General features: G+C 34.5%; 7 protein-coding genes, 1 other RNA gene and 1 other annotated feature. All 8 genes read left to right on the plus strand.

Annotation, left to right across the window (positions count from 1 at the left end; all coding sequences use genetic code 11):
• A partial coding sequence (gene gyrA, locus U0M88_RS07500) for a DNA gyrase subunit A (protein ID WP_331869420.1) occupies nucleotides 1–2,096 on the plus strand: 2,096 nt, incomplete at its 5' end.
• Between the two features lie 53 nt (nucleotides 2,097–2,149).
• Entirely contained in the window at nucleotides 2,150–3,259 is a 1,110-nt protein-coding gene (brnQ, locus tag U0M88_RS07505) for a branched-chain amino acid transport system II carrier protein (protein WP_331869421.1), read from the plus strand.
• A gap of 83 nt (nucleotides 3,260–3,342) precedes the next feature.
• Nucleotides 3,343–3,546, plus strand: a binding site (T-box leader).
• Nucleotides 3,547–3,589: 43 nt separating this feature from the next.
• Complete coding sequence (gene serS / locus U0M88_RS07510) at nucleotides 3,590–4,870, plus strand: serine--tRNA ligase (protein ID WP_022790546.1); 1,281 nt, start codon at nucleotides 3,590–3,592, stop codon at nucleotides 4,868–4,870.
• Nucleotides 4,871–4,955: 85 nt separating this feature from the next.
• Nucleotides 4,956–5,207: a kinase to dihydroxyacetone kinase gene (locus tag U0M88_RS07515; protein ID WP_205141539.1), complete on the plus strand. Its 252-nt coding sequence runs from the start codon at nucleotides 4,956–4,958 to the stop codon at nucleotides 5,205–5,207.
• 32 nt (nucleotides 5,208–5,239) lie between these two features.
• Nucleotides 5,240–5,337: signal recognition particle sRNA small type (gene ffs / locus U0M88_RS07520), an RNA gene on the plus strand.
• A gap of 10 nt (nucleotides 5,338–5,347) precedes the next feature.
• Nucleotides 5,348–5,806 (plus strand): tRNA adenosine(34) deaminase TadA, encoded by a 459-nt coding sequence (tadA, locus tag U0M88_RS07525; protein WP_117446666.1) that lies wholly within the window; start codon nucleotides 5,348–5,350, stop codon nucleotides 5,804–5,806.
• A gap of 45 nt (nucleotides 5,807–5,851) precedes the next feature.
• Nucleotides 5,852–7,624, plus strand: coding sequence for a DNA polymerase III subunit gamma/tau (gene dnaX / locus U0M88_RS07530; RefSeq protein ID WP_294687411.1), 1,773 nt, complete (start codon nucleotides 5,852–5,854; stop codon nucleotides 7,622–7,624).
• Between the two features lie 42 nt (nucleotides 7,625–7,666).
• Nucleotides 7,667–8,251: a recombination mediator RecR gene (gene recR, locus U0M88_RS07535; protein ID WP_294687414.1), complete on the plus strand. Its 585-nt coding sequence runs from the start codon at nucleotides 7,667–7,669 to the stop codon at nucleotides 8,249–8,251.
• The last annotated feature ends 81 nt before the right edge of the window (nucleotides 8,252–8,332 follow it).

Raw genomic sequence — 8,332 nt, forward strand, 5'->3', positions numbered from 1 at the left:
CCATGCGATATACGGAAGCGCGTATGTCAAAAATCTCTATGGAGATGATGCGTGATATTAATAAAGATACCGTAGATTTCGTACCAAACTATGATGGTGAAGAAAGTGAACCGGTTGTTTTACCAAGCCGTATTCCTAACCTTTTGATCAATGGTTCTGTTGGTATTGCTGTTGGTATGGCTACTAATATTCCACCACACAATTTAGGAGAAACGATTCAGGCTATTTTTAGAATTATGGATGATCCGGATGTCAGCGTACCGGAATTGATGGAAGTTATCAAGGGCCCAGATTTTCCAACCGGCGGTATGATCTTAGGACGAAAAGGAATTCGTCAGGCCTATGAAACGGGTCGTGGATCAATCATGATTCGCTCCAAATATCGTATTGAAGAATTGGATAATGGAAAGAAACGAATTATATTCTATGAAATACCATATCAGGTCAACAAATTGAATTTGATTAAAAAGATGGCGGATCTGATTCGTGATAAAGAAATTCAAGGTGTTACTTATCTGAATGATGAAAGTAACCGTGAAGGTATTCGTATTGTACTGGAACTAAAGAAAGATGTGCAGGAAGAAGTCATCTTAAATCAACTCTTCCGTTTGACTCCGTTACAGACAAGCTTTGGAATCAATATGCTGGCTTTGGAGAATGGAAGACCAAAGCAGCTTTCTTTAAAAGAGATTTTGAATGATTATTTAAATCATCAGGTAGAAGTTATTGTTCGAAAAACGAAATTTGATTTAAAGAAGGCAAAAGACAGGGCGCATATTTTAGAAGGTCTTCGTATTGCGATGGATCATATTGATCAAGTCATTCATTTGATTCGTTCCAGTAAAAAAGAAGAAGCTGGATTGATTCAGGATCTATGTGAAACCTTTGGATTGTCTGAAACACAGGCTAAGGCTATCTTAGCCATGCAGTTAAGAAGATTATCCGGTTTGGAAAGAGATAAGATTGAAAAAGAATATCAGGAAATTTTAATGACAATTGCGGATTTGGAAGATATTCTGGCCAATCATGATCGTGTACTACAGATCATTCGTGGAGATCTGACAGAAATCAATGAAAAATATGGCGATGATCGTAAAACGGAAATCAGTGATGCTTCATTTGATATGGAAGATGAGGATCTGATTCCGGTAGAAGACAGTATCATTATGTTGACAGAATCAGGCTATATCAAACGTCAACCGGTTGATACTTATCATACACAAAATCGTGGTGGACGTGGTATTAAGTCATTGACATTAAATGAAGAAGATTCCATCGATACTTTGATTTCCATGTCAACACATGACTGGTTGTTGTTGTTTACGAATAAAGGACGCGTTTATCGTATGAAGGGATTTAATATTCCTATCGCATCCAGAACAGCTAAGGGACTTCCAATCATCAACCTTCTGACATTGGAAAAGGATGAAAAGGTAAAAGTGCTGCTTCCAATTCCTAAAGAACATGATCATATCAAAACTTTATTGTTTGTGACCAGAAACGGAATTGCCAAGCGAACCGCATTAAATGAATTTGACAATATCAATCGTAATGGAAAGATCGCAATCAGCTTAAAAGAAGAAGATGAACTTGCGTTTGTCAAGGCAACGACCGGTGATGATGAAGTAATGATTGCCGGATCCAATGGAAAAGCTGTACGCTTCAAAGAAAATCAAATTCGTATGATGGGAAGAAATGCAGCTGGTGTACTTGGATTTAATTGTGATGGCTGCTACGTTGTAGGTGTTTGTTTATCCAATGAAGGAAACACCGTATTATCAGTTTCTGAAAATGGATATGGTAAACGCAGTGATTTTGAAGAATATCGTTTGACTTCCCGTGGTAAAAAAGGTGTACGTACGATAAATATTACCGAGAAAACAGGAAATTTAGTCAGTGTAAAAGCTGTCAATGGGGATGAAGATGCAATGATCGTATCCAGTTCCGGTATCATGATTCGTATCTCACTGGCCAGTGTAGGTGTTTATGGACGTAATACGCAGGGAATTAAATTGATTCATCTGACAGAAGGTTCTAAAGTGACCAAGGTTACTTTAGTTGATCATGACGAGGACGAAGAAACACAGGAAGAATAAATCTGTAGATCCTTATTGTCTATCACAATAAGGATCTTTTTTAAGGAGATTGTATGGAAAAGTTAAATATCAAAAATAGTATATTAATAGGATTTACTCTGTTTTCAATGTTTTTTGGAGCTGGAAATTTGATCTTTCCTCCCTTATTAGGAGCACAATCCGGTTCTTCATTTTTACTTTCAATCCTTGGATTTTTATTGATGGCAGTTGTCGTTCCCAGTGTTACCGTTATTGTCGTTGCCAAGCATCAGGGATTAAAAAATCTGACAGATCAGATTCATCCTTATTTTACACTTGTGTTTGTGACACTAGTGTATTTGTTGATTGGACCCTGTGTTGCGATTCCCAGAACCGCTTCGACTTCATTTGAAATGGCATTGGCATCTTTGATTCAGGAAGACAATCGCATGTTGTTTCAAATTATATATTCCCTTCTCTTTTTCACATTGGCAGGATTTGTGGCATTAAAGCCAAATAAATTAAAAAATTTATTAGGAAAATTTATGACACCCATCTTATTGATCTTAATATTGATTGTATTTTTAGGTGCTATTTTTTTGCTTCCTGTTCATATTGGGAATCCTTATACAAGATATGCATCATCACCGGTATTATCCGGAATCGTGGATGGCTATCAGACCATGGATATTTTGGCGGCTTTAAATTTTGGAATTATTATCGCCATCAACATTCAAGATTTAGGAATTAAAAAGCCAAAAAGAGTTACGATTGAAATTATGAAGGCAGGACTGATTGCAGGAATGTTATTGGCAATTGTTTATTGTGCTACCGGTTATATAGGAATGCATAGCTCCGGTATGTTTGATCAAGTGACAAATGGTGCACAAGTTTTAGTCTATTCTATAGAAAATAGTTTTGGATCATTTGCGCAAATCTTAGTAGGCATGATTTTCTTTATTGCCTGCTTTAATGTTTGTACCGGATTATTATCTTGTTGTGCCCAATATTTTCAGGAACTTGTTCCAAAGATTTCCTATAAAAAATGGTTATTACTTTTTGTGATTTTCAGTTTTATTATTTCAAGTTTAGGTTTAGATTTTATTTTAAATATGTCGTTACCTATTTTATCCATCATGTGTCCGATTGCAATTTTAATTGTAGTCTTTGGCATCTTTAAAAAGCCTAAACAGATCCAGGAATAGGAATGTCATATGATTATTCGTATTCTATAAAATTCTATTCGATTCAAACTTGCACTCTTATTGAAAGAATGATATAAAATATACTGAAAACAATGAAAAGGAAAAGTACATTTATTCTTTTTTTATAGAGACGATATGGCTGGTGAAAATATCGAGAAGATAAATGGAAAAGCCCCTTTGAGTGAAACAGGGAAAAAAGTATCTGTTTTCGGTACATACCGTTATCATGTCAAGAGATCTTATTTTTTAAGATAAGAAGGGTGGCAACGCGAGACATCGTCCCTTTGTGGTACATGTCTCTTTTTTAATGGACAAAAGGAGGATATAGAAATGTTAGATATTAAATTTGTCCGAGAAAATCCAGATTTGGTCAAAGAGAATATGAAGAAAAAATTCCAGGATGCGAAAATTCCTTTGGTCAATGAAGTTTTACAGGAAGATAAAGAGCTTCGTCAGACTCAGCAGCATGCAGATGATCTGCGAGGGCAGAGAAAAACAATTTCCAAACAAATTGGAGCTTTGATGGGACAAGGTAAAAAAGAGGAAGCAGAAGAAGTAAAACAGAAAGTAGCTTCGATTGCTCAGGAATTGGAAGCCTTGGAAGAAAAGGAAGATAAATTAAGAGAATCTGTCAAACAGAAAATGATGATGATTCCTAATATGATCGATGAAAGTGTTCCTATTGGAAAAGATGATTCAGAAAATGTGGAATTAGAAAAATTTGGAGAACCCGTTGTACCAGATTTTGAAATTCCATATCATACAGAAATCATGGAACGTTTAAATGGAATTGATTTGGACAGTGCTCGTAAAGTTGCCGGAAATGGATTCTATTATTTAATGGGTGATGTAGCTCGTTTACACTCTGCCATACTTTCCTATGCACGTGATTTTATGATCAATAAAGGATTTACTTATTGTATTCCACCGTATATGATTCGTTCTGCCGTTGTTGATGGTGTTATGAGCTTTGCGGAAATGGAAGGCATGATGTATAAAATTGAAGGCGAAGATCTGTATTTGATTGGAACCAGCGAACATTCTATGATTGGAAAATTTATTGATACGATCTTAGATGAAAAAGATCTTCCTTATACTTATACTTCTTTCTCTCCATGCTTCAGAAAGGAAAAAGGAGCGCATGGTATCGAGGAACGTGGTGTCTATCGAATTCATCAATTTGAAAAACAGGAAATGATCGTTGTATGTAAGCCGGAAGAAAGTATGGAATGGTTTAAAAAACTTTACATGAATACAGTAGAATTCTTCCGTTCATTAGATGTACCGGTAAGAACACTGGAATGTTGCTCCGGTGATTTGGCGGATTTAAAATGTAAATCCGTGGATGTAGAGGCCTGGTCTCCTAGACAGAAAAAATACTTTGAAGTTGGTAGCTGTTCTAATTTGACAGACGCACAGGCAAGACGTCTTCGCATTCGTGTAAAAGATGAAAAAGGAAATAAATATTTTGCCCATACTTTAAACAATACTTGTGTGGCTCCACCGCGTATGTTGATCGCATTCCTGGAAAACAACCTGCAGGAAGATGGAAGTGTATTGATTCCAGAAGCATTACAGCCATATATGGGTGGTAAAAAGAAAATAGGATAACCTGTAAAAGATAATTGTGAATTCATATGAATTTATGATTATCTTTTTTTATAGTATGATATATGAAAAAAGAAAGGAAATCATCATGATAGAGTTTAAATATGATACACAATTATTGATTGAAGGTAAAAATCTCGATGAAAATAAGATTCATGATTATTTTATAGAGAATTTTAAAGGAGATTGTTTATTGGCAGTAGGTGATGATGAATTGATCAAAATACATTTTCATACCAATGATCCCTGGAAAGTATTGGAATACTGTGCCAGCTTAGGAGAAATTTATGATATTGTGATTGAAGATATGGATCGTCAATCTAGAGGATTAAAAGGATAAACTTGTTGAAAATGTAAATTCATATGATATAATAAGAAAGCTACTACAATGATGTCAAATGAATCAGGTCAGGTCGGGAACGAAGCAGCCTTAAGTTTGCTCCATCATGTGTAGTAGTTTTTTTATAGGAAGCTGCGAATATGTTAAATGATGAAAAATGGATGAAACAAGCAATTAAACAAGCTAAAATGGCTGCGGCAAAAGATGAAGTTCCTATTGGATGTGTTATTGTTAAAGACGATAAAATCATTGCTCGTGCTTACAATAAAAGAGAGATGAATCAACAATCCATTGCTCATGCAGAAATTTTGGCTATTCAGAAAGCATGTAAGAAATTAAATACATGGCGGTTGGAAGGATGTACGTTATATGTAACGTTAGAGCCTTGTCCGATGTGCGCTGGTGCTATTATACAATCTCGTATCGAACGTGTTGTCTATGGCGCCTACGATCCAAAGGGAGGTTGTGTTGGTTCTTGTACCAACTTATTTGAAACAAAAGGATTTAATCATTATCCAAGTTATACAAGTGGAATATTAGAGGAAGAGTGCTCAAGTCTTTTAAAGGAGTTTTTTAAACAGAAACGAAAGAAGGCTTGAGCCTTTATGCTATAATGAAGAGGTTAGAAAGTGAGGTCTGAATTTATGTATCAGGCATTATATAGAAAATATAGACCCCAGAGATTTGAGGATGTTGTTGGACAAAGACATATCATCCAAACATTAAAAAATGCAATTGATCAGAATCGTATAGGACATGCTTATTTATTTTGCGGACCTCGTGGAACCGGAAAAACAACGGTTGCCAAAATCTTTGCGAAGATGTTGAATTGTGAAAGTGAACATCATAAGCCATGTGAAAAATGTGTGAATTGTCAGATGGTTCAAAATGGAAATCATCCGGATATCATAGAAATCGATGCTGCATCTAATAATGGTGTAGATGAAGTTCGTAACTTGATCGAACGTGTAAAATATGCTCCAATGCAGGGAAAATATAAAGTATATATCATTGATGAGGTTCATATGATGACAACAGGTGCTTTTAATGCCCTTTTAAAAACCATTGAAGAACCTCCAGCCCATGTAGTCTTTATTTTGGCAACAACAGAGCCTAATAAAGTAATTCCAACTATCATTTCTCGTTGTCAACGATTTGATTTTAATAAAGTATGCATGGAAGATCTGACAAAGCGAATAACAATCGTTTGTGAACAAGAGAATATACAAATTGATCAAGAAGCCATTCGTTTAATTGCACAATTAAGCGATGGAGGGATGCGTGATGCGTTATCTATATTAGATCAATGTGTCGCATTTTGCACTTCCAAGATTACAGTCAATGATGTTCGTCAGATTTATGGTGTTGTAACTTTAGATGAATTAGGTGATTTATTTTATGCACTATACAAAAGAGATATAGAATTTGTTGTTCAGAAGCTTCAAGAAGCAGAAGAAGCAGGAATGGATTTAAAACGATTAACACAAGATTTAATTTCATTATTAAAAGACAGTATCATTTTAGATTATGCCGCAAATACAGATTTAGTTTCGGATTCAAATAAAAGAATTATTCAAGAAAAGATATCTATGGCACCTTCTCCATTTAGAATCCGTGTCTTAGATGAATTGATGGATGTATATAGTAAATTTAATTATGCATCCAGTGTAATTGATTATTTAGAAACAGGTTTATTAAAATCAATTGCCGATTCATATGAAATATCTTTGAAAACAGAGCCAGAAAAGAATAAAATCGATAAGAGTTTTGATTCTGAAATTACTATGAGCAATAGCAAAAACTCATATGAAACGGTATCTGAACAATCAGAAATAAAAGAAAAAAGTACGAAAAATAGCGATTTTGAGGCAATTTCGGAAAAAAATGAAATATCTGATGTTTCACGTGAAACATTGAAGGATGTGAGAAAAGAAGATCGTAAAATCATATTAAGCGATGAATATGTACTACAATTGCTTGTAGGTGCTCAGAAGACACAAAGACAAATAGATTCTTTGAAACTAAAGGATAATGATATGTATTTATCTGATTTAGACGCGGCTAAATACGCATCAACACTACGTAATGTGAATTTAGTGGCAAGTGGAAACACGTATATGATTGTTAGTGTAAAATCAGAAATTCAGGCAAAAGAGATCAATGCCATGCAGTTGGAAGAGGGATATGAAAACTATACGGAACAATTGTTAGGAACACCTAAGGTAGTTTTCGCAGTTGATTCAGTGCAACATAATCGTGTAATTGATGAATTTAGACAAAAAATGTTAACACATACTTTACCAGAAGCTGCTGAGGTAATCATTAAACCAAAACTTGAAAAAAGTGAAGTAAGAGAAGAAACGATTGAAGAAAAGATGAAAAACTATTTTCCAGGCATAACAATCATAGATGACTAATCATATGATTAAAAAAGGAAAATAAAAAAATGGAGGAATAGAATGTATCCAAAAAAATTTGAAAATCTGATTCTGGCATTTCAAAATCTACCAGGAGTAGGTCGAAAGACAGCTGAGAGATATGCCTTTGAAACATTAAATTGGGAACAGGAAAAAAGAGAAGAATTTGTAAATTCCTTACAAGTTTTAATCGAGGGTGTAGATACATGTAAGGTGTGTGGTAATCTCAGTGATGGAGATATATGTTCAATCTGTTCAGATCAAAATAGAAATCATACATTATTATGTGTTGTACAAAGCCCGAAAGACATATTGGCCATTGAATCTATTCAAGAATATAAGGGAGTTTACCATGTATTAAATGGAGTTATAAATACATCAAGAGGAATTCTTCCTGAAGATATAAATATTGATTCATTAGTTGATAGAATCCATAAAGATGAAATTAAAGAAGTTATTCTTGCTCTTGATCCAACAGTAGAGGGAGAAACTACATCGTTATATATTGAAAAGCTTATAGGAAAGGATGTTTTGGTCACACGATTGGCATATGGTATTCCTATGGGTGGTCATTTGGATTATACAGATAGTTTGACTCTTTTAAAGGCGTTTCAAGGAAGAAAATAGTATATTTAGGACATATCATATGATTAATTTATGAAAATTCCTACTGATATTGACTAAAAAACACCCATTCTTATTTTCATA

This window comes from Faecalicoccus sp., from assembly GCF_036552745.1.
Taxonomy (GTDB): domain Bacteria; phylum Bacillota_I; class Bacilli_A; order Erysipelotrichales; family Erysipelotrichaceae; genus Faecalicoccus.

What these genes read in the sequence shown, in the direction of transcription:
- brnQ (WP_331869421.1), top strand. Translation starts at nt 2,150, where the DNA reads ATGGAAAAGTTAAATATCAAAAATAGTATATTAATAGGATTTACTCTG.
- serS (WP_022790546.1), top strand. Translation starts at nt 3,590, where the DNA reads ATGTTAGATATTAAATTTGTCCGAGAAAATCCAGATTTGGTCAAAGAG.
- U0M88_RS07515 (WP_205141539.1), top strand. Translation starts at nt 4,956, where the DNA reads ATGATAGAGTTTAAATATGATACACAATTATTGATTGAAGGTAAAAAT.
- tadA (WP_117446666.1), top strand. Translation starts at nt 5,348, where the DNA reads ATGTTAAATGATGAAAAATGGATGAAACAAGCAATTAAACAAGCTAAA.
- dnaX (WP_294687411.1), top strand. Translation starts at nt 5,852, where the DNA reads ATGTATCAGGCATTATATAGAAAATATAGACCCCAGAGATTTGAGGAT.
- recR (WP_294687414.1), top strand. Translation starts at nt 7,667, where the DNA reads ATGTATCCAAAAAAATTTGAAAATCTGATTCTGGCATTTCAAAATCTA.